Here is a 25,669-nt window from a genome sequence, read left to right as displayed (position 1 = left end):
GGCGGAGGCTGGATGAAAACGGAACAACCGCTGTGGGGTCGGGGCGTGATGGTCTCGCCACAGCACTTCCAGCAGCAGGCCGCGTATGCGGCCTGGTCAACGGAATGCATTGCACAAATGGGGCTGAATCATCCCTGGGGCGTGATCCGTGCCGAGTTCGAAGCGGATGCCCTGAAGCTGGGGCGTTTGCAGGCGCGTCATCTGCACGTGCGCTTTCAGGACGGCACGCTGATCGACACCAATAACGGTGACGATCTGCCGCCGGTGATGATGCCTGAAGGGCAGGACGTGGTGGTGGTGCTGGCACTGCCGCTGCTGAGGGCCAACGGCGGCAACTGCCTGCAGCCGGACGAGATTGCCGAGCGCCCGGTGCGCTATCGCCAGCGCTGGCGCGACATCCGCAACCAGTTTGGCGACGATACGCGCCAGATTGCGGTGATCAAACCCGAGCTGACGCTGCGTTTTGCCCATCAGAACAATGGCGACTACCTGGTATGCCCGGTGGCGCGTCTCAGGCAGGACAGTCAGGGTAGCTGGACGCAGGATGAAACTTTTCTGCCGCCGTTGCTGAGCGTGCAGAGCAGCCAGTGGTTGCTGACCCAGCTTGAACAGCTGATGACGCAGCTGCGCGCGCGCCTCAGCCGCCTGATGGCGATGCGGCGCGAGAGCAACGAACGCATGGCCGATTTTGCCGTGGCGGATGTGTCGTTGTTCTGGCTGCTCAATGCGCTGAACAGCGCGGAGCCGGTACTGGGCCAGTTCCTGCGTTTTCCGCAAAGTGCGCCGGAGCGGTTATATCCGGAGCTTGCCCGTCTGGCTGGCAGCCTGCTGACCTTCTCACTGGAGCATCAGGTCAGCGCGATCCCTGCGTATCAGCATGCTGAACTTAACCATGTATTCCCGGCGCTGTTCGATCTGCTCAGCGATCTGCTGGAAGCCAGCCTGCCGTCACGCGTGGTGTCGATAGCACTTGAGCACGACAAGCGCCTGCATCAGTGGCTGGCTCGTCTGCAGGAGCCGCGCCTGCGCGAGGATGCCGATTTCTACCTTTCGGTCCGCTCCCCGCTGCCGGTGGTACAGCTGCAGGAGCAATTCCCGCGCCAGTGCAAAGTCGGCAGCCCGGATTACGTCACGGGCCTGGTGAATTCGTCGCAGCAGGGGATACCGCTGAAGTCGCTACGCCACGTACCCGCCGCGATCCCGCTGCGGCTGGAAAATCAGTATTTTGCCCTCGATCTGTCGCATCCGGCGGCCCGCGAGATGCTGGAGTCCGGCAGCTGCATGTTTTACGTACCGGGCATGCTCGGTGAACCTGAACTTGAACTGTTTGCGGTGCTGAGAACATGAGCCAGAAAAACGAGTGTGATATTGACGCGCTGCTGCAAAACAGCTGGCTGCAGGTGATCAGCCTGCGCCACGGCGCAAAGATCAAGGATGGAGAAGGTCAGCAGTTATGGCAGCGCTGCGTCGCAGAAGTGGAGAAGGTTCAGCAGGCGCTAAAAGACGCGGGCTACGATGCACAACAGAGTAAGGATGTTCTCTATGCCCAGTGCGCGCTGATCGATGAAGTGGTTAAGGGGCGCGGCGAGCAGGATGACGCTTACGTCCAGTGGCTTCACCTGCCTCTGCAGGGGCATTTCCTCGGCACTGTTGATGCCGGTGACATGCTCTGCGAGCGCATGCGTGAGGTGCTGCGCGAGCCAGCGCCGGAACCGCTCGTTGTGACCTGCTTCCAGCGGGTGATGTTGCTGGGCTTCCTCGGCGGCTATCGCTCAGTCAACGATCCGCAGCGGGAAAAGCTGGTCGCCGCGTTAAATGCGCAGGTTTCACCCTTTAACGGGCCGCAGGCGCAGGCCGTACTGGCCGAAAACAACGCGGGATTGGGCTTCAGCGGCTGGCTATCCAGCTGGCCGTTGCGAATCGGCTTCTCCGTGCTGTTACTTGCCGCCGTCTGGTGGGGGCTGAATCACTGGTTGAGCAGCCTGGTGGCTTCGCTGCTGCCGGGAGTGGTTCAGTGAGCCCTGCGTTACAGCGCGCGCTGGCGCTGTGGGTTGTCCTGCTGGTCGCCGTGCTGCTCCTGCCGCTGCCTCATTTAGCTACCGTGCTCATACTGCTGGCCGCTCTGGTGCTGCTGGCCGTGGTGATGGCCGTTACCCGCCGTCCCGCCGGGCCTGAAGCCGGGCTGTGCGCGGATGACCTGCCGGATGTCGCTTACCGCCAGCCGGTGGTGCTGGTCTGCGGCGACAGCGCGCATGCCTGGCCGGAAGGATCGGCGGTACTGACCGTGCCGCACGGCTGCTGGGTGCGGGTGGCCGATCAGCAGGCGCTGGACGTGGTGGCGCGCCAGCTGCTGTCGCTGCGCCCGGAGTGGGGACATCAGCTGTCGGTGATGATCAGCGTCTGTCCTCAGCAGCATCAGGACAGTGACACGCTGGCCAGCCGCCTGCTGGCACTGCGCTGGCAGATTGGCCAGCTGCGGCGTGAAACCGGCTATTCACTGCCGCTGGTACTGAATGCTCAGGTGGGCAGTGCGCTGGTCAGTGAGTCTCTCTGGCAGGTGCGGCTGGCCGGTGAACCCGTCAGCGTATGGTCCGATAGCACAAAACCCACCCCTCCTGAGTGCTGGCTGGCTGCGGGCGGCGGCATCGCGTTACAGCAGCAGGTGATGATCAACAGTCTGACGGAGTGGTTTCAGCAGGAAGTGATTCGCGTGTTAACCGACAGTCACCCGGATATGCCTGCCGCCACCCCCGCAAGCATGGTCTGGGAGCTGAGTGCTTCACTTGACGGGGCATTAGCCACTTCTCTCTGGACGCGCTGGCTGCAGCAGCACACGGCGCTGGTACAGGTAGCAGGATGGTTTGCGCCAGAGGTTGCGGAGTCTCCGCTGCCGTCAATGCTGCCGGAGTTTGTTCTGCCACTGCTGCCCGCAGGACATGGCCTGACCCCGCGCCAGCGCACCTGGCGTGGTGCGCTATGGCTGGCGTTGACGGTTGGAATTGTCGCACTGTGCTGCAGCGCCTGGAATAACCATCGGCTGCTTCAGCGGGTCTCCTTTGATATTGCTCATTACGCGCGTATCGCCATGAATGATTACGCCGTGAAAGCGGCAGCGGTCAATGTACTGCGTCGCGATGCCCGCGAGCTGGATGAGTATGCCCGCAACGGCGCACCTCTGCAGCTTGGTTTAGGCCTGTATCAGGGGGGGCATCTGCGCCTGCCGCTGCTGGATGCGATTCGTTCGTATATTCCGCCCCCGCCGCCCCCGCCTGGGGTGGTGAAGGAAGCGCCAAAAACCGTGCGCCTCGACAGCCTGTCGCTGTTTGCCTCCGGCAAGTCCGTGCTCAAACCCGGCTCGCTAAAGATGCTGGTTAACGCGCTGGTGGATATTAAGGCCCGGCCGGGCTGGCTGATAGTGGTCGCCGGCCACACCGACAGCACCGGCAATGCGCAGGCCAATCAGCAGCTGTCGCTGAAGCGCGCTGAAGCGCTGCGCGACTGGATGCTTTCAACCAGCGACGTCTCGCCGACCTGCTTTGCGGTGCAGGGCTTTGGCGCAAGCCGCCCGATGGCGACTAACGATACCCCGGAAGGTCGTGCGTTAAACCGCCGGGTCGAAATCAGTCTGGTGCCGCAGGCGGATGCCTGTCTGGCAGCAGACACTCAACCCGCATCAGGAACTGATGTCGGGACTACACCAAGCAAGGAGAAGTAACACATGGCAATTCCAGTATATCTGTGGCTGAAAGACGACGGCGGTGCGGACATCAAAGGTTCCGTGGATGTGAAAGATCGTGAAGGCAGCATCGAAGTGGTGGCACAGGAACATAACCTGTACATCCCGACCGATAACAACACCGGCAAGCTGACCGGTACCCGCGTGCACACGCCGTTCATGTTCACCAAGGAGATCGACTCTTCCAGCCCGTATCTCTACAAGGCGGTGACCACCGGTCAGACCCTGAAATCTGCCGAGTTCAAGTGGTACAAAATCAACGACGCCGGTCAGGAAGTGGAGTACTTCAACACCAAACTTGAGAACGTCAAGCTGGTGAAGGTCGCGCCGAAAATGCACGACATCAAGGATCCGTCCAAAGAGAAGCACAACCATCTGGAAGAGATTGAGCTGCGCTACGAAAAAATCACCTGGACCTACAAAGACGGCAACATTATTCATTCCGATTCGTGGAATGAACGCACCACCGCTTGATGACTCACGGCAGGCGGTTCGCCGCCTGCCGTTTTGTTTGCTGAGCCGCTACCCGCGTGGCGGCTCAGCAAACAACCCGACAACCTGCTGCCTTTTGACCTGATGCGCTTCGGGTTCCTGACTGAAAGGAACAGCGACGGGCGGTAGCGTGTCCGAACCTGATTAACTACGGAAGAGAGAACCCGATATGGAAAACCAGTCAGCCGTCCTGCTACGTCGCTTAAACCCGTTCTGCGCCCGCGCGCTGGAGGCCGCCGCCTCGCTGTGCCAGACCCGCGCCCACAGTGAAATCCGCATTGAGCACTGGCTACTCAAGCTGCTGGAGCAGGGTGAGGGCGACATCACCGTACTGGCGCGCCGCTACGAGTGGGACATGGACGGCATCTGGCAGGAGTTACTGTGCTGGCTGGACAACGTGCCGCGCTCGGTGCGCACCCGCCCGCAGCTCGCCGACTCCCTGCTGGCGCTGATTAAGCAGGCCTGGCTGATTGCCTCGCTGGAGGATGACGACGCCCACATCCGCAGCCATCACCTGCTGGCGGCACTGACCGACAAGCCGTCGCTGGTCGGCTGCGAAGGGCTGTGGCCACTGCTGAGCCTGACGCGCCCCCAGCTGGAGCGCCTGCGCCCGCTGCTGGACGCGCAGTCCGACGAGCGCCCGGAAGTGCAGCAGCAGGAGAGCCTGAGCCAGGCTCCATCAACCCTGGGCGAGGTGGATGCGCAGGTCACCCCGGCCGACGGCAGCGCGCTGAGCGAGGCGCTGCAGGCCGCACTGGACAAATTCACCCTCGACGTCACCGCCAAAGCGCAGGCGGGAAGCATCGACCCGGTGTTTGGCCGCGACAGCGAAATCCGCCAGATGGTCGATATCCTCTCGCGCCGCCGCAAGAATAACCCGATTCTGGTCGGCGAGCCGGGCGTCGGCAAAACCGCGCTGGTCGAGGGGCTGGCGCTGCGCATTGCGCAGGGTAACGTGCCGGACAGCCTGAAAACCGTTTCGCTACGCACCCTCGACCTCGGTCTTTTGCAGGCCGGGGCGGGCGTGAAGGGCGAATTCGAGCAGCGCCTGAAAAACGTGATTGAGGCGGTGCAGCAGTCGCCGACCCCGGTGCTGCTGTTTATCGACGAGGCGCACACCATTATCGGCGCGGGCAACCAGGCGGGCGGGGCCGACGCCGCCAACCTGCTGAAACCGGCGCTGGCGCGCGGCGAACTGCGCACCATCGCCGCCACCACCTGGAGCGAGTACAAGCAGTACTTCGAGAAGGACGCCGCGCTGGAGCGCCGCTTCCAGATGGTGAAAGTTGACGAGCCGGACGATGAGACTGCCTGCCTGATGCTGCGCGGCCTGAAGTCGCGCTACGCGCAGCACCACGGCGTACACATCAGCGACGACGCCGTAAAAGCGGCGGTGACCCTGTCGCGCCGCTACCTGACGGGCCGCCAGCTGCCGGATAAGGCGGTCGACCTGCTGGACACCGCCGCCGCGCGCGTGCGCATGAGCCTCGACACCGTGCCGGAGGCCATCACCCTGCTGAACGCGCGCGTTACCTCGCTGACGCTGGAGGAGCAAGCCCTGCGCGATGACATGGCCGCGGGCAGCGATAAGCACGACGAGCGTCTCGCCGCCATCGCCGCCACCCGCAGCGGGCTGGAAGGCCAGCGCGCGCAGCAGGAAGCGCATTTTGCCGCGCAGCAGGAAGTGGCGCAGCAGCTGATAAGCAGCCGCCAGAACCAGCAGCCGCAGGCGCAGATTGCCGCTGTTCAGCAGCAGCTTGCGGCGCTGCAGCAGCAGGACGCGCTGATTCAGGTCGACGTCGATGCCCGCACCGTTGCCAACGTGATTGCCGACTGGACCGGGGTGCCGCTCTCCTCGCTGATGAAGGACGAGCAGAGCGAGCTGCTGAGCCTTGAGGAAGAAATCGGCAGGCGCGTGGTCGGCCAGGACGCCTCGCTCAGCGCCATCGCCCGGCGCCTGCGCGCCGCCAAAACCGGCCTGACCTCTGAGAACGGGCCGCAGGGGGTGTTCCTGCTGGTCGGCCCGAGCGGCACCGGCAAAACCGAGAGCGCGCTGGCGCTGGCGGACGTGCTGTACGGCGGCGAGAAGTCGCTGATCACCATCAACCTCTCCGAATACCAGGAGGCGCACACCGTCTCGCAGCTGAAGGGCTCGCCGCCGGGCTACGTCGGCTACGGCCAGGGCGGCATCCTCACCGAGGCGGTGCGCAAGCGCCCTTACAGCGTGGTGCTGCTCGATGAGGTCGAGAAGGCGCACCGCGACGTGCTGAACCTGTTCTACCAGGTGTTTGACCGCGGTTTTATGCGCGACGGCGAGGGGCGCGAAATCGATTTTCGCAACACCGTGATCCTGATGACCTCCAACCTCGGCAGCGACGCCATCATGCAGCTGCTGGAGCAGCAGCCGCAAGCCACGGAAGCGGACCTGCAGGAATTGCTGCGCCCGACGCTGCGCGACCACTTCCAGCCCGCGCTGCTGGCGCGCTTCCAGACGGTGATTTACCGCCCGCTGACCGAAGAAGCGATGCGCACCATCGTTGGCATGAAGCTCAACCAGGTGAGCCAGCGCCTGGCGCGCCACTACGGCCTGAAAACCACCGTGGGCGATGGCCTGTCAGCGGCGCTGACCGCCGCCTGCCTGCTGCCGGACACAGGGGCGCGCAACGTCGACAGCCTGCTGAACCAGCAGATCCTGCCGGTGCTGAGCCAGCAGCTGCTGCTGCAGATGGCGGCAAAACAGAAGCCGCAGCGGCTGACGCTCGACTGGCACGACGAGGAAGGCATCGTGCTGGAATTTGCTAACACAGAGGAAAGTGAATCATGAGCAAAAACCCGATCTCTTTTTTCAGCCATAGTCACCACCTGCTGGCGGTGCGTGACTGTCAGTCCCGGCCCGACGTGCTGGCGTTTAAGGGGGAGGAGCGCCTGAGCGAGCCGTTCCGCTGGCGCATTGAGTTCACCAGCGCCGACCATGCCATCACCCGCGAGGCGATGCTGATGAAAGCGGCCTCGCTGACCCTGCAGGCCCCGGTTGACCAGAGCTGGGGCATTAAGATCCAGCAGCCGGTGCGCGTGGTGCAGGGCGTGGTGACCGGCTTTGAGCGCCTCAGCACCAGCGCCGACCAGACCCACTACGCCGTCACCCTGCAGCCGCGCCTGGCGCTGCTGTCGCGCAGCCGTCAGAACGCCATCTATCAGGATATGTCGGTGCCGCAGATTGTGGAAAAAATCCTGCGCGAGCGCCACGGGATGCGCGGGCAGGACTTTGTTTTCACCCTCAACAACGCGTACCCGCGCCGCGAGCAGGTGATGCAGTACGGCGAGGACGACCTGGCGTTTATTACCCGCCTGCTGGGCGAGGTCGGCATCTGGTTCCGCTTCACCACCGACACCCGCCTGCATATCGACGTGGTGGAGTTTTACGACGGCAGGCAGGGCCATGTGCAGGGGCTGACGCTGCCCGCCGTGCCGCCTTCCGGCATGCACGACGCGGCCAGCGACTCGGTGTGGGACCTCGCCAGCCGCTTTGCGGTGGTGGAGAAAAGCGTCAGCGGGCGCGACTACAACTACCGCAACGCCCTAGAAGATATGAACGTGCAGGCCGACGTCACCGGCGGCGACGACACCACCTACGGTGAGTCCTATCGCTGGGCGGACAACTACCTGACGCCGGGCGACGGCTACAGCCATAACCCGGCCCCGGAGAGCGGCGCGTTCTATGCCCGCCTGCGCCACGAACGCTACCTGAACGGCCAGACGCGGGTGGCGGCAGTGACCAGCTGCCCGGCGCTGGCCCCCGGCAGTGAGCTGAAGGTCAGCGGCGGGGAGGATGTCAGTGAGGTATTCCAGAGCGGCGTGCTGGTCACCGCCATCGTCAGCACCGCGCGGCGCGACCGCAGCTTTGAAACCGCCTTTGACGGCATCCCGCTCAACAGCCGCTACGGCTTCCGCCCGGTGCCGCTGCCGCACCCGGTGATGGCGGGAACCCTGCCGGCGCGCGTCACCAGTACCACGGTGAACGACGCCTACGGCCATATTGACCGCGACGGGCGCTATCGCGTCAACATGCTGTTTGACCGCGCGGGCTGGGAAACCGGCTTTGAAAGCCTGTGGGTACGCCAGGCGCGCCCCTATGCGGGCGACACCTACGGCCTGCACCTGCCGCTGCTGGCAGGTACTGAGGTGGCGATAGCCTTTGAGCATGGCAACCCGGACCGCCCGTACATTGCCGGGGTGCTGCACGACTCGGCGCACGGCGACCACGTCACCATCCGCAACTACAAGCGCAACGTGCTGCGCACGCCGAAAAACAATAAGCTGCGCCTCGACGATACGGCGGGCCAGGAGCATATCAAGCTCAGCACCGAGTACGGCGGCAAAAGCCAGCTTAATCTCGGCCACCTGGTGGACAGCGAGAAGCAGAAGCGCGGCGAAGGGTTTGAGCTGCGCAGCGACAGCTGGGGCACCCTCCGTGCGGAGAAAGGGCTGTTTATCACCGCCGACGGCCAGCAGAAGGCACAGGGCCAGCAGCTGGAGATGCAGGCAGCACTGCAGGAACTTAACGCTGCCCGGCAAACCACAGCAGGGTTGCTGCATGCGGCCGAAGCAGCAAAAGCCGAACTGGCCGATTTGAAAACGCAAACCACGCTGATGAGCGATGCTTTGGATGCTCTCAAACAGCAGGCAATACTCATGTCTGCACCCGGAGGTATTGCTCAGGTCACGCCTGCAAGTTTACAGCTGTCGGCAGGAGAAAATTTGATTGCCACAGCGGGCAAAAATGCCGATCTCAGCGTGGTGAAGCGCTTTTCGTTAGCCGCTGGAGAGGTCCTGAGCTTTTTCGCACATAAACTCGGGATCAAAATCTTCGCTGCAGAGGGCAAAGTAGACATTCAGGCCCAGTCGGATGCACTTAACTTGTTCGCCAGGCAGCAGTTGACTGTTTCCAGCGCAGAAGACCGCGTTGTTATCACGGCGCAGAAGGAAATTTTCCTTAACTGCGGCGGCTCTTACCTGAAATTAAGCGAAAAAGGCATTGAAATGGGAACAGGAAAAAATGTCACCCTCAAGTGCATCGCCGTACAGCAACAGCCATCTGCACAGCTCAACGCTGAACTGAACCTGGCCAAAGGTTGCCGGCCGGGTATCCTGACCGCAGCGCAGAATCAGTCGGTCGGGCTTCTGCTTGGGCCGTCGTGATAAAGGAGAATCTGAGTGACTAAAAAACTGGCGATGTCTGGTGACAACACGACCTTTGGAAAGGTCATCACGGCAACTTCCAATTATTACAGCGCAGGAAAGCCGGTTGCACAAAACAATGACCTGGCAAGCTGCTCCGAATGTAAGGGGAATTTCCCACTACAGGGCACGGCAAAGGGTGTTATCAGCGAAGGTACTCTTCTTGTTCAGGATCAGGACCGGGTACTTTGTCAGTGCCCGGATCATCGGGTTCTGGCAGGTTCATCTTTTTATAACGGCTAACCGGAAAAGGAATTCATCATGAGCTGCAACAATCAGTGTACCTCAGAGGGGCTTGCCATCCTGCCCCTGCGCTACGCGGTTGTGCCGGGAAGCTTCCCGGCGGCGTTGCCCGCCGGGGCGGATGACGCAAAAGTGACCGGCGTGAAGCTGGCGAACGGTGAGAAATACGTGCTGCGCGTGCTGCGCCAGGGCTACCTCTATCTCTTTAACGAAAAAGGCGCAGAGGGTGGCGGCTGGCAGTGCTACAGCGTGGCGGAGGACGGCTCGCTGTGGCTACAGTTTTCCCCGGCGCACCCGGAGGCTATCCGTGAGCCGGACTGCCGTTCGGGCGTGCACAATCCACTTAACGTCACATTCATCTGCATCCCTTCGCCCGAAAAGAGCGGCGACCTGTGGTTTGCCTTCAGCCAGTATCCGTGGGAGGAGCAGACCCTGGCGCGCTACGCCGGTGACGCGGATGCGCGCGGGGAACGCATGCAGCGGATAAGCCCGGGCGCGTGGCTGAAGGGGCTGCGCTCCGGCCCGGGGCTTCCCGCGACCGAAGCGGCGCTGGCTTGCGTACCGGAGTACCCGCTGCCGGGCGTGACCGGGCTGCTGCCCGGCCCGGACGGGCAGATACCGGAGGTGAGCCGTGCGCCGGCGCTGAGTGCAGTGCCGGGCGCGGATGACGGCTGGCGGATAAACAGTGAGGTAGTCCGTGCGCAGTCCACGCTCTACCCCTGGGCGTCTGGCCGCGGCGGTCAGGGGCGTGCGACGGTGGAGCGCATGCAGGCGCGCAGCGGCGACACTCCGGGCAGCGTGCCGATGCTGCTGCCGCTGTGGGATGCGGTGGGCATCGCGCACGAGCTGAACGGCTGGTGCATGGAGGCGCGGGGTCGGCAGGCGCAGTTTGAGCAGGAGCGGGAGCGGGAGCTGGGCACGCGGCTGAACCTGGAGATGCTGCAGACCACGCTGGGGAACATGATGCAGGCGCGCGGCGAGCGGGTGCTGGAGCGCAACGCCGAGGGCGGCGAGCTGCTGATTGCCGAACCGGCCCTGACCGCGCGGCAGCGCAGCCTGGAGCGGATTTACCAGGATAAGCCGGAGGTGCTGGCGCAAGTGCGCGAGGACACCCGGCTGCTGGCATCCTGGCGCGGGCAGAACGTCTCCTCAGAGCACGTGCGGGCGCTGCTGGACAGCCCGCCGGAGCCGCTGGCGGCGCACCGCCGCCGGGTGGCGGCGATATGCGCCGACGTGGAGCGGGAGCGTGCGGCGGTGCCGCAGAACCTGGCGGACAACTGCGCGCGCGACTGGGCGCCTTACAAACAGTACCTCAGCCAGGCGCGGCTGGATAACTTCAGCGCGTGCTGCGAGCGGCTGGGCCGGGAGGTGGAGGCACTGTACCAGGCGCGGGTGGTCAGCGTGGTGAACTGGCTGGAGGCACCGCTGCTGCTGGCCACGCTGGAGGACCTCTGCTGCGGCGTGCCGAGGGCGGGGATGTTCTACCAGTCTGCGGTGACGATGTGCCTGCACGGGATAGATCGGTCGGCGCAGGGCTCGTCGCTGCTGGGGCGCTGGCTGCGCGAGTACAGCACGCTGAGCCGCGGCAACCTGCTGTGGCGGCATATCGCGGCGGGTGACCCGGAAGTGATGGCGGGGCTGATGCCGCTGCTGGGTGCGGTGAAGGCGCGGCAGGACGAGGAGGTGAGCGCGGCGTCGTCGGACGAAACGGTGAGCTGGATAATGGCGCAGGCGGCGGTGCTGAAAAAGCTGACGGGGTATTACGGCAGCGCGACGAAGGCCCAGTCGAAGGCGCTGGAGGCGAACGCCAGCCTGCTGGAGCAGCGGCTGTACCGGGCAGACGCGTTTGTCGTGACGGTGGGTGACCGCATCACGCAGAGCCTGCGGGTGAGCGCGGTGGGCGAGACGCTGGCGACGACGGTGTTCAGGATGGTGCTGCACGTGCGGGCGGGCATTCCGCTGGAGGCGGTGGAGGCGATGGTGAAGAGCTACCTGCGCGGCGCGCCGGAGATGCGCGCGCGGGTGCTGACGGGTTTTGGCAGCGCGCGGCGGTTTATGACGCCGCAGGCGGAGGTGATGCGCAGCCGTCAGGCGATGCGCAGTGGTCTAGACGACTGGCTGCAGTCGGAGGAGGGGCGGTCGAAGCTGAAGGAGGCGCGTATCGGCGCGCTGCTGCTGGTGCTTAACGCGCTGGACTTTGTGTGGCTGTGCAGCGAGTTCAGGGATGACCGCAAGCCGCTGTCGGGGGTGGTGGCGAGCGGGCTGGCGGTGGTGTCGCAGACGCTGGCGCTGGTGACGCCGGCGGTGGAGGGCGGCCTGAAGGCGGGTGCGGTCACGGTAGCGACGGTGAAGGGGCTGGGAGCGGCGGCGGGGATGCTCTCCTCAGGCTGGTCGCTGTATACGGACTGGGATGCCATTGATGCAGAGAGGAAAAAGCAGCGTTATGCGCTGATGGGTGTCTATGGGCTCAAAACGTTGACCGACGGGCTGACGGCGGCGAAATATACCGGAACGCTGCTTGGGACACTTGGTGCAAAAAGTATTTCTCGGGGTGTTGATAAATTTTTAGCATATCCAATATTCGGGATCCGCATTCTTACCGTACTGATGACGTGGGAGGTGCAGGTGGCCATCGTGCTACTGCAGGTGGTGGTGACGCTGATTGAGGATAACGACCTGCAGGTGTGGTGCCGCCAGTGCGTGTTTGGTAATGAACCGTCGGATAAGAGCTGGAATGAACAGCGTAAAGCGCTCGATAGTGCCTTCAGGGAGATCTTATGAATACTTCGGATAGCAGTAATCGTTTTGGATGGAAATACAGAAGGTGGGGTTATCGTAAAGCAGATGAAAATCTACAGGAGCTGCGCACCGCTGAAGAAATTGCCCTGATGAATAAGCGGGAATGGACGCGCGCCCTGCCGCCACGACCGGTGCTGCCGCCTTACGGTCGGCTGGAAAAGGTCAGCGGTCGGCTGGAGTCGTTCAGCAGCGAGTGCTTCAGCGAGTATTTCGGGGTGCAGGCTTACCGCAACAATACGCTGCCGCGCGTTTCGGATGCGCAGCGCGGGGCCGGGGCGGCTGAGGCGGTGCTTGCGGGCAGCCCGGCGGCAGGGGCGCTGCTGGTAAGCGGCTCAATCACCGAGTCTGAAAAGGAATACGCTGAATATGTGCAGGGCAGCATTAACGGCAGGTCGTTCCGGGGCTGGGTGGGAATGACGCGCCTGCAGGCAGGCGACAGCGTGGAGATGGCGGCGGAGTGGCGGGATGACCACTACGAGGTGTACGCCATCGCGCTGCCGCAGGAGCGAATTGTCTCGGTCTGTCCGGGCTGCGACCGGGGCCATATTGCGGAGGGCTGGGTAAGGTTCAGAAATCTGTTTATTCTGACGGCTGTGCTGCTCAGTATGGTTGCCTTTGTGGCTGCTCTACACGCTTATAATAATGGACCAATGAAGCTGGATGATTATTTAATTATTGGGCAAATGTTTTTAGTCATGTCTTTAGGCCTGACAGGACTGATGGCGCTCTCAGCCTATAAAGCTTATGCTCCCACCGCCTGTCGGCTTGCTGAGGAAATATTCACCGTCCTTGGAATGGAAGATGTGGCACGCATCAATCTGCGGAAAACCACTCGCGCGCGCGAAAAAGAGCTTAAGAAAAAAGGGCTGTGGTATTCGCCATTATTTAATGACAGACCGCTATCCCCAACGAGGAAAACGTTCTTTGGTGAAAACTGGTACTACTACTGAACATAAATATAATGATGAAGTGGTTGAGTAAAAAATCTTTGGCCGTACATGGAAGAGCAGCGCAGGGTGCTGGATGAAGCATTTAAGGCGATTCTGCGAAGGAAGAAAATATGCTGAATACGGAAAAGCGATTTAAGCGCGCTGAGAACCTGCAGGACCTGCGCACCGCCGAAGAAATTGCCCTGATGAATAAGCGGGAATGGACGCGCGCCCTGCCGCCACGCCCGGTGCTGCCGCCTTACGGTCGGCTGGAGAAGGTCAGCGGTCGGCTGGAGTCGTTCAGCAGCGAGTGCTTCCGGGAGTACTTTGGGGTGGAGGCGTACCGCAACAATACGCTGCCGCGCGTTTCAGACGCGCAGCGCGGCGCCGGGGCGGCTGAGGCCGTTCTTACGGGCAGCCCGGCGGCAGGGACGCTGCTGGCGAGTGGCTCATTGACGGATTCAGATAAAAGTTACGGCGAGTACGTGCAGGGCAGCATTAACGGCAGGCCGTTCCGGGGCTGGGTGGGGATGACGCAGCTGCAGGTCGGGGATGAGGTGGATATGGTGGCGGAGTGGCGTGACGATCACTATGCGGTGTATGCCATCGCGCTGCCGCAGGAGCGGATAATTTCAGTCTGCCCAGGTTGTAGTCGGGGTCACATCTCTGAAGCTTGGATTCGTTTAAGAAATATGTTTATTTTAACAGCAATCATTATTGTTGGGATGGGCGCTGTTTTCGTTATTGGATATTTTAATGGTGATATATCGACCTTGAAATATATTATTTCTTCAGGATGGATGTTTTTATTTATAGCACTCTGTATTTCGGGGCTTATGTCTCTCTCTGCTTATAAAGGTTATGCACCTACAACCTGCCGGTTAGCTGAAGAAGTATTCAGTGTTATGGGTATGAAGGATGTAACCCGTATAAATCTGGGGAAAGTGACAAAGGCACGCGAAAAAGAGCTGAAGAAAAAAGGGCAGTGGTATTCACCTTGGCTCAAGGATAAGCCGCTGTGTCCCGCCAGCAAAACGTTCCGGATGGAAGGTTGGTATTACTACTGAATCAATCCTGAAAAGAGGGTTGCCTGTTTAACCTTGGCCGTAAACAGAGCCGGAGCGTGCGGCAGTGTCGCAGGGCCTGGCACGCCGAGGGCGGGGATGTTCTACCGGTTTGCGGTGAAGGCGCGGCAGGACGAGGAGGTGAGCGCGGCGTCGTCGGACGCGACGGTGAGCTGGATAATGGCGCAGGCGGCGGTGCTGAAAAAGCTGACGGGGTATTACGGCAGCGCGACGAAGGCCCAGTCGAAGGCGCTGGAGGCGAACGCCAGCCTGCTGGAGCAGCGGCTGTACCGGGCAGACGCGTTTGTCGTGACGGTGGGTGATCGCATCACCCAGAGCCTGCGGGTAAGCGCGGTGGGCGAGACGCTGGCGACGACGGTGTTCAGGATGGTGCTGCACGTGCGGGCGGGCATTCCGCTGGAGACGGTGGAGGCGATGGTGAAGAGCTACCTGCGCGGCGCGCCGGAGATGCGCGCGCGGGTGCTGGCGGGTTTTGGCAGCGCGCGGCGGTTTATGACGCCGCAGGCGGAGGTGATGCGCAGCCGTCAGGCGATGCGCAGCGGTCTTGACGACTGGCTGCAGTCGGAGGAGGGGCGGTCGAAGCTGAAGGAGGCGCGTATCGGCGCGCTGCTGCTGGTGCTGAACGCGCTGGACTTTGTGTGGCTGTGCAGCCAGTTGCGGGATGACCGCAAGCCGCTGTCGGGGGTGGTGGCGAGCGGGCTGGCGGTGGTATCGCAGACGCTGGCGCTGGTGACGCCGGCGGTGGAGGGCGGCCTGAAGGCGGGTGCGGTCACGGTAGCGACGGTGAAGGGGCTGGGAGCGGCGGCGGGGATGCTCTCCTCAGGCTGGTCGCTGTATACGGACGGTCTGGCCGTCAGCTCAGAGCTGGAGAAGCAGCGTTCAATGCTGGCAGGGATTATGTTTACGAAGGGAGTCTTGGATTTGCTTACTGGGGTTAAATATACCGGAACACTGCTGGAAGTATTTGATAATAAGTACGCTGTTAAAACAGCCGCAGCGATCACCAAAAGCCTGCAAGTGGAAATCTTCGGGATCCGCATTCTTGCCGTGCTGATGACGTGGGAGGTGCAGGTGGCCATCGTGCTGCTGCAAGTGGTGGTGACGCTGATTGAGGATAACGACCTGCAGGTGTGGTGCCGGCATTGCGTGTTTGGTATTGAACCGGCGGATAAGAGCTGGAATGAACAGAGAAAGGCGCTGGATGCGGCTTTTAAGGAGATTATATGACGGAACAAAAAGCGCCATCACCAAGCTATCGTTTTGCCAGGCCGGAAGTCATTTCGGACCTGCGAACCCAGAAGGAGATAGCCCTGATGAACGGTCGGGAATGGACGCGCGCCCTGCCGCCGCGCCCGGTGCTGCCGCCTTACGGGCGGCTGGAAAAGGTCAGCGGTCGGCTGGAGTCGTTCAGCAGCGAGTGCTTCAGCGAGTATTTCGGGGTGCAGGCTTACCGCAACAATACGCTGCCGCGCATTTCAGACGCGCAGCGGGGGGCCGGAGCCGCTGAGGCGGTGCTTGCGGGCAGCCCGGCGGCAGGGGGGCTGCTGGTGAGCAGCACCATTACCAGGTCGCAGAAAGAGTATGCCGAATACGTGCAAGGGAGCATTAACGGCAGGCCGTTCCGTGGCTGGGTGGGAATGACGCGGCTGCAGGCAGGTGACAGCGTGGAGATGGCGGCGGAGTGGCGGGACGATCACTACGAGGTGTATGCCATCGCGCTGCCGCAGGAGAGAATTGTCTCGGTCTGTCCGGGCTGCGACCGGGGCCATATTGCGGAGGGCTGGTTACGAGTCAGAAATATGCTCATTTTAACAGCGGTTATTGTTTTTGGTATGAGTGCTGTATTTGTAATTGGATATTTAAATGGTGATATATCGACATTAAAATATATAATTTCATCAGGATGGATGTTTTTATTCATATCTATGTTTATCTCCGGGTTGATTGCACTGTCCGCCTATAAAGCCTATGTGCCCACAACTTGCCGCCTGGCAGAGGAGATATTTACTCTGTTTGGCAGACATGATGTGGAGAGAGTTAACCTGAAAAAGTTCACGTCGAGACGAGAGCGTGAACTAAAAAAAACAGGACAATGGCATTCACCTGATGATAAAGAGCAGATCCCGGTACCCAGCCAGAAATTTATTTATTCCGATGAGAACTGGTTTTACTACTGAGTTTATTTACAACGTTAAGCAGAATAAAAGGGCAGCGGTATTCTACGTGGCTCAAGGATAAGCCGCTGTGTCCCGCCAGAAAAACGTTCCGGATGGGGGGCATTACCACTGAATCAATCCTGAAAAGAGGGTTGCCTATTAAACCCTGGCCGGAAACAGAACCGGAACAGTGCGTCGGTGTCGCAGGTCCTGGCGGGCAATTGCGAGGGCGGGGATGTTCACCTGATACTGGTCGATGTTTGCGGATGGCCTTGCGGCCACAGCCGCAGCAACCACCAAAAAACTGCAGATGGAAATTTTCGGGATCCGTATTCTTGCCGTGCTGATGACGTGGGAGGTGCAGGTGGCCATCGTACCGCTGCAGATGGTGGTGACGCTGATTGAGGGTAACGATCTGCAGGTGTGGTGCCGCCAGTGCGTGTTTGGTACTCAACCGCCGGACAAGCGCTGGAATGAACAGCGTAAGGCGCTGGAAAGCGCCATCAGGGAGGTATTATGAGCAGAATGCGAGACAAGCTTACCGGGGAGCAGTTTTCCCGAAAAGTGAGAGATTCAGGTTCGAGGAAAGTTGCAGAAAACCTGCAGGAGCTGCGTACCGCCGAAGAAATTGCCCTGATGAATAAACGGGAGTGGACGCGCGCCCTGCCACCGCGCCCGGTGCTGCCGCCTTACGGTCGGCTGGAGAAAATCAGCGGGCGGCTGGAGTCGTTCAGCAGCGAGTGCTTCCGGGAGTACTTCGGGGTGGAGGCGTACCGCAACCATACCCTGCCGCGCGTTTCGGGTGCGCAGCGCGGTGCCGGGGCGGCTGAGGCCATTCTGGCCGGTAGCCCCGCAGCCGGATTACTGCTGGCGGACGGTTCAATTACCAACTCGGATAAAAATACCGCCGAATACGTGCAGGGCAGCATTAACGGCAGGCCGTTCCGGGGCTGGGTGGGTATGACGCAGCTGCAGACCGGGGATGAGGTGGAAATGGTGGCGGAGTGGCGGGATGACCACTACGAGGTGTACGCCATCGCGCTGCCGCAGGAGCGGATTATTTCGGTCTGCCCTCGCTGCGACCGGGGCCATATTGCGGAGGGCTGGGTAAGGTTCAGAAATCTGTTTATTCTGACGGCAGTGCTGCTCAGTATGGTTGCCTTTGTGGCTGCTCTACACGCTTATAATAATGGACCAATGAAGCTGGATGATTATTTAATTATTGGGCTAATGTTTTTAGTCATGTCTTTAGGCCTGACAGGCCTGATGGCGCTCTCTGCCTATAAAGCCTATGCCCCCACCGCCTGTCGGCTTGCTGAGGAAATATTCACCGTCCTTGGAATGGAAGATGTGGCACGCATCAATCTGGCGAAAATCACTCGCGCGCGCGAAAAAGAGCTTAAGAAAAAAGGGCTGTGGTATTCGCCGTGGCATAAGGACAGGCCGTTTCTTCCGACGCGAAAAACCTTCTCCATTGAAAACTGGTACTACTACTGAACGAGTGATCTGATGTTAAAGATTAATAAATCGATTTAGTCATCATGGATGAACAGCGTAAAGCGCTCGATAGTGCCTTCAGGGAGATCTTATGAATACTTCGGATAGCAGTAGACGCGCGCCCTGCCGCCGCGCCCGGTGCTGCGGCCTCACGGGCGGCTGGAGAAAGTCAGCGGGCGGCTGGAGTCGTTCAGCAGCGAGTACTTCGGGGTGGAGGCATACCGCAACCAGACCCTGCCGCGGGTTATAGGGTACCAGATGATGCATTTAGAGGCATGCTTTCAAAAAATGAAAGATGATATTCCTAAAATACCTTCAAGGGCCGCAGGTAATAATTTCACTAAGGGACTAATATGATAACTAACTATGATTTCTCGGCGAAATCTGCATTAAAAAAACTAGAAGAAATAAATTGTTTGCTGAGTGAAAGGGTTGTAAATATTGGTGGGCTCTATCTTCTTATTGATTTTACAGTTAATCGTCGAGATGAAGAAAGTCCTTTTATCGAGCGAGTAGGTGGGGTTAATTCCCTTCGCGTGCAGTTCCCCCATCCGGATCTTGATGGTGTCGCAGAATTGTTACTGATTAAGATTAATCAGGATAGTATCGAAGATTTGGCTTTACTAAAGTTAAGTATCCAGCATTCTCTTGACGAGATCGTTCCGGAATCGCTTAAGGCTGGCAATGGAAGAAAGGTCTGCGCGTGGATCAACTCATGTTTGACAATTGAAGATTTAGGTAGAGAGATTTCTCACTCATCCATTCAGCAGATTAGTTGTGGCTCCAGTGCTATCTTCAGGTTTTACGACCCTGGGGTTTTTGGAAATATTGATAATTTTTTAGATTCATGGCAAACCAGACGATTGCTTAAAAATATCATCACCTGGTCTTATATTAATGGTGATGGTGAGTTCTGCACGAAATCAGGTGGTGGTGACGGCCTCCCTAAACTCGATTTTTCACTGGGTATGACCAGTGCCGAGTGGGAGAAAATGCATTATATCGCTCTTGTGAATAAAATATTACTTAATTACCGGGGTAATAAATTATTTTCTCGTGTTTCTGAAAAGCAAGCGTGGCAGTGGTTGTTTCCAGCTTTAAATTTCTATGTTGAGACGTTTTCCCTGAATGAAAATATTGTGAGCTTTGGTGTTGGTGTGTTGATGTTTTCACCGCGAGTTATCGAAGGGTGCAATGATGGTGATATTCTACAGGAGTTATCAGAAAAAAAAGAGCTGCAAACCTATTTTAGGAGCGTGGTTTTTTCTGCTCATTAGCTGGTTTTGCGAGAAAATAAAATTAATAATTGGAGTGGGTAATGAACTGGCCTGTTGGAGTTATCAATGAAGTTAATGAAGTAAAGAGGTTAAACTGGAAACGGTATTTGTTATTATTTTTATTTTTGTGTGTTTTGCTTGGGGTTTCGATATGTGGAGTGAATTATTTATATTCAGGATATGTTGATAATTTATCAAGTGCTGTGATTTTTTTATATGGGGTGTTGGTAATTGTATTTTTGATATTGCTATCATTTAAGGCTTATATTTATAGTGTTCAACTCACGGTCTATGAAGCCTGCAAGGCGGAGTCTGAGAAAATTAAGCAGCAATGGATCCGTTGGGCCAGCAAGCGGGCTTGCATTAATGGTTATCGTTTTTTCTCGCCGGAAGTAATTGATATACAATCTGTAATTAACAACTCTGCTTTCGATGTACATACATCTCAACTACTATCGTTACATCAAGGTGAGAGCGGAAGGTATAAAGAAATTGAAATATACATCGAATTATTGTCCTCTGTGCGCGCCGTGATTAAAGAGATTGATGACAGGTTATCTTTTAGAATAATTTTTATTAATAGTGCCAATCCTTTGAGTTTTTCATTTTTCAAGTCAGCCTGGTTAGAATGTGGCTTTCGTGAGGAAAAAATAGTTAGCCATGATTTCTACAGTTCAGGGTTGTGGGATTCATTTATTGAAACTATTGATGACGGTATTAATGATAAGATAACAATTGTGCTAAGTGTTAACTTGTCGGGTGTGGCAGTGTCAAGTAATAACTCTACTGAGTTTGCATCGCTTAATATTTTCTCAGTATTTAACTCTCCCAAAGCACAATCAGTTGTTTACAGGCCCATGTTTTGTACGCGCGGGGATTTAAAGCAGGGTTTGTTATTACTAGTAACATATCAACCTGACATATGCCTTGCGTCAGCTATTAATTTTTGTGGTGTGAGTGAGCAAGATATTGCCCTGATTACCAGTGAGTTAAAGAAGGCAGCTAATTCGTTGTCAAGGGAATGGGTTTTTTCTATAAAGGACTTGGGTATGATATTCGGAGTTCAAGATGATAAGCACGCCTGGCTATCTCTTTGTTATCTTTCAGATGTTTGTAAGGCATCAAACAGAAGTCAACTAATGGTTAGTAAAAATAGTGACGGATTTCTGTTTTCACTGATTGCCCCTCAGTCACCAGTCGATGTTGTGGGGGATCTACTATGAACTCTGCCACGAAAATAAGATTGCTCAGTCTGGCCTTGTTTATTATTTTGACCGGGGCGATTGTTTACGTTGCTTGTATTACCTACGGCCCTGAATTTGGCTGGGTGACGACCAAAGAAAAGTTAACTCTTTGGATGTCAGTAATGGCATTGCTGATTATCCTTTTGGGGTTACTGAGTTTTGGCATTTCCGCGCACCAAAAAACTCTCCATTTTTCCTCTCTGAAAGGAAAAAATATAAAAGCTGAACCAGGTGGTAAAAGCAAGTCGGGAGCTTTTTATTACGACCTAAACGCTTACCTCCGCACCCGCTACCACCTGCTCTGGCGCTACAAAGTGCGCCTGCTGCTGGTCGTTGGCGACGATGCCGCGCGCGCCGCGCTGGTCCCCGGGCTGCAGGAGCAGCAGTGGCTGGAAGGGCAGCGCACCGTGCTGATTGACGGCGGCAGCCTGAGCGCCGCGCCGGACGGTGAAAAACTCGCCGCGCTGCGCCAGCTGCGCCGCGGCCGCCCGCTGGACGGCATTGTCTGGGTGCTGGCAGACGGCCAGCTGATGGCCCCGCAGATGCAGGATAACGGCCTGCGCAGCCTGGAGAATATCTCACAGGCCCTGCGCTGGCAGCCCCCGGTCTGGCTGTGGCAGCTGCGCGGCAGCGAGTGGCCGCAGGATGGGCGCGAGCAGCAGACGGTCGGCGCGCTGTTTTCCGCGCGCGCGCGGCCGGAAGAGGTCAGCCAGCAGCTCGACAGCCTGGTTCCGCAGCTGCGTGAGCAGGGCATGGCGCAGATTGCGCAACACCTCTCCCATGACTTCCTGCTGCGGCTGGGCAGCGAGCTGGAGCAGGGCGAAAGCCTGCAGTGGCAGCAGCGCCTGAGCGGCTGGCTGACCACCCAGCAGGCGCGCATTCCGCTGCGCGGCCTGATGTTCAGCCAGCCGTCCTCCAGTGACGTTGCCACCCGCCACGACCATGCGCTGATCCTTTCTAACGGCTGGGGCGGCATTGTGGCGGCCTGCCGCCGTCAGTCCGGCCGCCGCGTCGGCCTGCCGTGGCAGCAGACGCTGGCCTGGGCGCTGATGGCCGTTATCGGCCTGTGGGGCGCGGGGCTACTGCTCTCCTTCGCGCTTAACCGTAGCCAGATTGTCAGCGTGGCGGAGAAGGCGCGCGCGCTGGTGCAGGCTCCGGCGGTGTCCGACCGCCAGCTTACCGCCCTGCATGCGCTGCGCAACGACGCCGGGCTGCTTAAACACCGCCACCAGGATGGCTCGCCGTGGTACCAGCGCTTCGGCCTCGACCACAATACGCCGCTGCTGGAGGCGATGATGCCGTGGTACGGCGTGGCAAATAACCGCCTGCTGCGCGACCCGGCCAGCGCCGCGCTGCAGCAGCAGCTGAGCGCGCTGGCCGACCTGCCGCCCAACAGCCCGCAGCGTGCAGAGCGCGCCCGGCCAGGCTATGACCAGCTGAAGGCGTGGCTGATGATGGCGCGCCCGGATAAGGTCGACGGCGCATTTTACGCGCAGGTGATGAACACGGTGCAGCCGACCCGCAACGGCATCTCGCCCGGCCTGTGGCAGAGCCTGGCGCCGGACCTTTGGGCGTTTTACATCAGTGAACTGCCGCACCAGCCGCAATGGAAAATCACCCCGGACCCGCAGCGGGTCAGCCAGACCCGCCAGGTGCTGCTGCAGCAGATAGGCCGCCGCAACGCCGAAAGCACGCTGTATGAAAACATGCTGAAATCAGTACGCCGCAACTTTGCCGACGTCACGCTGGAGGATATGACCAACGGTACCGACGCCCGCCGCCTGTTCACCACCGATGAGATCGTGCCGGGCATGTTTACCCGCCAGGCGTGGGAGGGCGGCGTGCAGCAGGCGATTGAGAGCGCGGCCAAATCACGCCGCGATGAGATTGACTGGGTGCTGAGCGACAGCCGCTCGCGCGTGACCGCCGACCTGTCGCCGGAAGCGCTGAAGGAGCGGCTGACCCGGCGCTACTTTACCGACTTTGCCGGCAGCTGGCTCAACTTCCTCAACGGCCTGCGCCTCAACCCGGCGGCCAACATCGCCGACGTTACCGACCAGCTGACGCTGATGAGCGACGTGCGCCAGTCGCCGCTGATTGCGCTGATGAACACCCTGGCGTGGCAGGGGCAGGCGGGGCAGAAGAGCGAGGCGCTGGCGGACTCGCTGATGAAATCGGCACAGGAGCTGGTGGGCAGCAGCAAAAAACCGGTGATTGACCAGGGCGCCGCCGGTCCCCAGGGGCCGCTTGACGAGACCTTCGGCCCGCTGCTGACGCTGATGGGCCGCAACAAAGCCGCAAATGCGCTGTCCGGCGACGACAGCCTGAGCCTGCAGACGTACCTGACGCGCATCACCCGCGTGCGCCTGCGCCTGCAGCAGGTGGCGGGCAGTTCGGACCCGCAGGAGATGATGCAGACGCTGGCGCAAACCGTGTTTCAGGGCAAAAGCGTTGACCTGACCGACACCCGCCAGTACGGCAGCCTGATTGCCGCCAGCCTTGGCGAGGAGTGGAGCGGCTTCGGCCAGACGATGTTCGTGCAGCCGCTGACCCAGGCGTGGGAGACGGTGCTGCAGCCGTCTGCCGCCAGCCTGAATGACAAATGGGCGCGCTCGGTGGTGGCGCTGTGGCACGGGGCCTTTGACGGGCGCTACCCGTTTGCCGCCAGTAATAACGACGCCTCGCTGCCGATGCTGGCCGAGTTTCTGCGCAAGGACAGCGGGCGCATTGAGCGCTTCCTCAGCGCGGAGCTGGGCGGCGTGCTGCACAAGGAGGGCAGCCAGTGGGTGGCGGACCGCACCAACAGCCAGGGGCTGACCTTTAACCCGGCGTTTATCAAAGCGCTCAACCAGCTCAGCCAGCTGTCGGACGTGCTGTTCACCGACGGCAGCCAGGGCATCAGCTTTGAGCTGCAGGCGCGCCCGGCGCCGGGGGTGGTGCAGACCCAGCTGACCATCGACGGCCAGCAGCAGAAGTACTTCAACCAGATGGCGCAGTGGCAGACCTTCCGCTGGCCGGGCGACACCTTCAAGCCCGGAACCCTGCTCACCTGGAGCACCGCCAGCGCGGGAGCCAGGCTGTTTGGCGACTACAGCGGCACCTGGGGGCTTATCCGCTGGCTGGAGCAGGGCAAACGCCGCCAGCTCGACCGTGGCGAGTGGATGATGAGCTTCAGCACGCCGGACGGCAGCACCCTGCAGTGGGTACTGCGCTCACAGCTCGGCAGCGGCCCGTTACAGCTGCTGCAGCTGCGTAATTTTACCCTGCCGCAGGAGATATTCAGCGTTGATGCCGCGCAGGCGGCCCAGGCGCTTGCGGGCAATGATGATGAGCCACCCGTCCCTGAGGGAGAATCTGAATGACAACCTTACAAAACTTAGTCACCGCCTGCCGCGCTGAAGAAGGCGCGCTGATCCAGCTGGCGCAGGCGCGGGCAGATGACTGGAACGCCTGGCTGCTGCCGCTGAGTGAGCCGCAGCCAACGGGAGACGAGCCCGGCTATGATGATGACTTTCAGCGCATACGCGAAGAGGTCAACAAGCTCTCAGGCATTGATACCGCGCTGATCTGCCAGCTGGCGGAGAAGCTGCTGACCACGGCCAGCAAGGATCTGCGCGTGGTGACCTTCTACATCTGGGCGCGTCTGCATCAGGACGGCGAGGCCGGGCTGGCGGAAGGGCTGGAGCTGCTGGCCGCGATGCTGCAGCGCTTCGGCGTGCAGCTGCACCCACAGCGCGAGCGCAGCCGCACGTCCGCACTGGAGTGGCTCGGCAGCGGGCGCGTGCTCGACAGCCTGTCGCTCTACCCGGAGGTGGATATGGCCGCCATGCAGCGTATCACCGGCGCGCTGCTGCTGGCGCAGCAGGCGATGCAGCCGTTTGCCGAAGAACACCGTCCGCAGCTCACCGGCCTGTGCGTGGCGCTGGAAAACCGCCTGGCGCAGAGCGGCGGGGCAGACAGCATGGTGCCGCAGACCAGCCGCGATGACGCTGCGCCCGTGGCTGCACCCTCTGCCGCCGCCCCGCTGATGACCGCCGTAAGTTCCGGCCGCGATCTGCTCGACCAGGCGAAAATGCTGGCGGGCTACCTGCGCGACCAGCCCGGCGGCTGGCTGGCCGGGCATCACCTGATGAAAAGCATTCGCTGGGATACGCTGACCGAGCTGCCGCCGCTTGATGCCAGCGGACGCACCCGCCTCGCACCGCCGAAGCCGGATCACCGTGCTCACCTCAAGCGCCTTTACCTGCAGCAGAGCTGGATGGAGCTGCTGGAGCAGGCCGACAGTCTGTATGCCCAGGGCGTCAACCACCTGTGGCTGGACTTACAGTGGTACACCTGGCAGGCGCTGGCGAAGCTGGATGCCGACAGCGCGCGTGCCGATATTCTCTGCCGCGATGTGCAAGGCCTGCTGTCGCGGCTACCGGGTCTGGAGGCGCTGGCGTTTAACGACGGTACGCCGTTTGCTGATGAAGTGACGCTGAACTGGATCAATCAGCAGGTGATGGATAACCCGGGCGGCTGGGGGGCGGAGGCGGTGACAGTGGCATCGCACAGTGATGAAGAGGTGCTGCTGCTGGAGCCGGAACTGCTGGCGCTGGCCGACAGCGACGGCATTGAAGCCGCGTTTGGCTGGCTACAGTCGCGCCCGGGCATGACTTCGCTGCGCGACCAGTGGCTGATGCGCCTGCTGATGGCGCGGGTGGCGGAGCAGTATGCCCGTCACGATCTGGCGTTCCACCTGCTCGGTGAACTGGACAGCAACGCGCAGACCCTGACGCTGCAGCACTGGTCGCCAGCCCTGTTGTTTGAGGTGCGGGCGCGGCGGTTAAAGCTGCTGCGCATCAAAGCCTCGCGCAGCGAAACGGACAAAACCCGCATTCAGCCGGAAATGGACGCGCTGCTGAGTGGCTTAATCAGCCTTGACCCGGCGCGTGCGGCGGTACTTTGCAGTTAATGACTTCCTCCGATACACC

At 60.0% G+C, this 25,669-nt stretch carries 18 protein-coding genes; all 18 read left to right on the top strand.

Features of this window, described 5'->3' with window-relative positions:
- Positions 1-12 precede the first annotated feature (12 nt).
- The 18 genes from tssK to tssA all read left to right on the top strand — a co-directional run bounded on the left by tssK (position 13) and on the right by tssA (position 25,650).
- Positions 13-1,347: a type VI secretion system baseplate subunit TssK gene (gene tssK, locus QLG07_RS06170; RefSeq protein WP_099754207.1), complete on the top strand. Its 1,335-nt coding sequence runs from the start codon at positions 13-15 to the stop codon at positions 1,345-1,347.
- Positions 1,344-2,018 (top strand): type VI secretion system protein TssL, short form, encoded by a 675-nt coding sequence (tssL, locus tag QLG07_RS06165; RefSeq protein WP_282468775.1) that lies wholly within the window; start codon positions 1,344-1,346, stop codon positions 2,016-2,018. Before tssK ends, tssL begins: the two co-directional genes overlap by 4 nt.
- Positions 2,015-3,715 (top strand): OmpA family protein, encoded by a 1,701-nt coding sequence (locus tag QLG07_RS06160; protein WP_282468774.1) that lies wholly within the window; start codon positions 2,015-2,017, stop codon positions 3,713-3,715. The genes tssL and QLG07_RS06160 overlap by 4 nt, the downstream gene beginning before the upstream one ends.
- A gap of 3 nt (positions 3,716-3,718) precedes the next feature.
- Positions 3,719-4,210 carry an Hcp family type VI secretion system effector gene (locus QLG07_RS06155; RefSeq protein WP_099754210.1) on the top strand — a complete coding sequence of 164 codons (492 nt, stop codon included), beginning with the start codon at positions 3,719-3,721 and terminating at the stop codon, positions 4,208-4,210.
- A gap of 187 nt (positions 4,211-4,397) precedes the next feature.
- Positions 4,398-7,052, top strand: coding sequence for a type VI secretion system ATPase TssH (tssH, locus tag QLG07_RS06150; RefSeq protein ID WP_282468773.1), 2,655 nt, complete (start codon positions 4,398-4,400; stop codon positions 7,050-7,052).
- The gene (vgrG, locus tag QLG07_RS06145) at positions 7,049-9,427 is read left to right on the top strand and encodes a type VI secretion system Vgr family protein (RefSeq protein ID WP_282468772.1); all 2,379 of its coding nucleotides are present in this window, start codon (positions 7,049-7,051) and stop codon (positions 9,425-9,427) included. Before tssH ends, vgrG begins: the two co-directional genes overlap by 4 nt.
- 15 nt (positions 9,428-9,442) lie before the next feature.
- Entirely contained in the window at positions 9,443-9,709 is a 267-nt protein-coding gene (locus tag QLG07_RS06140) for a PAAR domain-containing protein (protein WP_230048378.1), read from the top strand.
- 18 nt (positions 9,710-9,727) lie between these two features.
- On the top strand, positions 9,728-12,490 hold the full coding sequence (locus QLG07_RS06135; protein WP_282468771.1) for a T6SS effector BTH_I2691 family protein: 2,763 nt from the start codon (positions 9,728-9,730) through the stop codon (positions 12,488-12,490).
- A complete protein-coding gene (locus QLG07_RS06130; protein ID WP_282468770.1) occupies positions 12,487-13,458 on the top strand; it encodes a putative type VI secretion system effector in 972 nt (323 codons plus the stop codon). Before QLG07_RS06135 ends, QLG07_RS06130 begins: the two co-directional genes overlap by 4 nt.
- Positions 13,459-13,568: 110 nt before the next feature.
- The gene (locus QLG07_RS06125; protein WP_282468769.1) at positions 13,569-14,504 is read left to right on the top strand and encodes a putative type VI secretion system effector; all 936 of its coding nucleotides are present in this window, start codon (positions 13,569-13,571) and stop codon (positions 14,502-14,504) included.
- Positions 14,505-14,600: 96 nt separating this feature from the next.
- On the top strand, positions 14,601-15,749 hold the full coding sequence (locus tag QLG07_RS06120; protein WP_282468768.1) for a T6SS effector BTH_I2691 family protein: 1,149 nt from the start codon (positions 14,601-14,603) through the stop codon (positions 15,747-15,749).
- Positions 15,746-16,699: a putative type VI secretion system effector gene (locus tag QLG07_RS06115; protein ID WP_282468767.1), complete on the top strand. Its 954-nt coding sequence runs from the start codon at positions 15,746-15,748 to the stop codon at positions 16,697-16,699. The genes QLG07_RS06120 and QLG07_RS06115 overlap by 4 nt, the downstream gene beginning before the upstream one ends.
- 235 nt (positions 16,700-16,934) lie before the next feature.
- On the top strand, positions 16,935-17,198 hold the full coding sequence (locus QLG07_RS06110; RefSeq protein ID WP_230048384.1) for a hypothetical protein: 264 nt from the start codon (positions 16,935-16,937) through the stop codon (positions 17,196-17,198).
- On the top strand, positions 17,195-18,175 hold the full coding sequence (locus QLG07_RS06105) for a putative type VI secretion system effector (RefSeq protein WP_282468766.1): 981 nt from the start codon (positions 17,195-17,197) through the stop codon (positions 18,173-18,175). Before QLG07_RS06110 ends, QLG07_RS06105 begins: the two co-directional genes overlap by 4 nt.
- Positions 18,176-18,528: 353 nt before the next feature.
- Complete coding sequence (locus tag QLG07_RS06100; protein ID WP_282468765.1) at positions 18,529-19,452, top strand: DUF4123 domain-containing protein; 924 nt, start codon at positions 18,529-18,531, stop codon at positions 19,450-19,452.
- Positions 19,453-19,493: 41 nt separating this feature from the next.
- Positions 19,494-20,675, top strand: coding sequence for a hypothetical protein (locus QLG07_RS06095; RefSeq protein ID WP_282468764.1), 1,182 nt, complete (start codon positions 19,494-19,496; stop codon positions 20,673-20,675).
- Entirely contained in the window at positions 20,672-24,058 is a 3,387-nt protein-coding gene (locus QLG07_RS06090; protein ID WP_282468763.1) for an ImcF-related family protein, read from the top strand. The genes QLG07_RS06095 and QLG07_RS06090 overlap by 4 nt, the downstream gene beginning before the upstream one ends.
- Positions 24,055-25,650 carry a type VI secretion system protein TssA gene (gene tssA / locus QLG07_RS06085; protein WP_282468762.1) on the top strand — a complete coding sequence of 532 codons (1,596 nt, stop codon included), beginning with the start codon at positions 24,055-24,057 and terminating at the stop codon, positions 25,648-25,650. The genes QLG07_RS06090 and tssA overlap by 4 nt, the downstream gene beginning before the upstream one ends.
- Positions 25,651-25,669 lie beyond the last annotated feature (19 nt).

This window comes from Erwinia sp. V90_4 (genome assembly GCF_029967685.1).
Classification (GTDB): Bacteria; Pseudomonadota; Gammaproteobacteria; order Enterobacterales; family Enterobacteriaceae; genus Erwinia; species Erwinia aphidicola.
Note: the sequence above shows the minus strand (reverse complement) of the source record. Positions and strands in the feature narration are given on the sequence as shown.